Source organism: Hyella patelloides LEGE 07179, from assembly GCF_900659865.1.
GTDB classification, from domain to species: domain Bacteria; phylum Cyanobacteriota; class Cyanobacteriia; order Cyanobacteriales; family Xenococcaceae; genus Hyella; species Hyella patelloides.
The window spans coordinates 1-1017 of the sequence record NZ_LR214357.1; the positions used below are offsets into that span (position 1 = coordinate 1).

A 1017-nucleotide genomic window follows, 5' to 3' on the forward strand; every position below is an offset into this window, starting at 1 on the left:
AAAAAAAAATAGTGATATTATGGATAGTACAAATTCTGAAACCCACATCCAGCAGACCCACAAAGGTGTTGTAAATAGCCAATTTTCTCTGCATTTATCATCTACGGTTTTCACAGTAGACGTGGTTTAGTTATTTTTCTAATAAAACTATTTTACTGATACCTTCAGGAGTTTTAATAGTTTTTATCTTTTGATTTTTGGAATATTTTTGTTGAAACTCTGTTAATTCTTTAGCTGTAATAATAAATAAGCAATCTGATTGTTCCAGATTATATTTTTGAAGATCAGCTATGGTATATTTTCCCAATTGTGTAGGTTCAGTAAAATATTTAGCTTCGGGATCGTGGGGTGCTTTTTGGTATTCTGCTGGAGGATATTGCGTATAAAACAGAATATACATATTTGGTCTTTTAAACTTGTTACTGACAAATACACATTGATAATTATTAATTTCGGCATAGTTTAAAGCTTCACCAATACCATATTGCCAATGTCCTACTCCAGTATCGCTAATTTTATTTTGAGAGTAATTATAATAAGCATAAATATAATAACAAAAAGAAAGTGCGATCGCGATTAACAATAAATTCTTGGTTATATGTTTATTATTACTTACTAATCTTTCATACAGTAGCCAAAAGCCATAACTAGAGATTAAAGCAAATAAAGGCATTCCAATAATCGCTCTAATAGCGTGTTGTTCTTCAGTTAAAGCTGCGGGAATAGGATATAAAAACAACCATAAGAATATAATTTTACTTTCAATAGTTAATTGCTTTTTAAAAGCGAGTAAACTAGTAATAACTGTCAAAAATTCCCAGATATATAATTGTCCAATTCCAATAGTCGTTACACTACGACGCACACTAAAATCTCCATAAAAAAATAAAAATACTGGTTCTAAATAAGAAAGATAATATAAAATAACAAGAAAAATATTAGTTTCAATACCTGTTTCTGCTAGCCTTGTTGTTCCTTGAGGAGATAGCCAAAACTGCAAGAAGAAAATAAAAAAAA

At 29.4% G+C, this 1017-nt stretch carries 1 pseudogene; it reads right to left on the reverse strand.

The features are described from left to right. Positions 1-130 precede the first annotated feature (130 nt). Positions 131-1017, reverse strand: a pseudogene (locus H1P_RS37065) (glycosyltransferase family 39 protein); the annotation flags it as partial.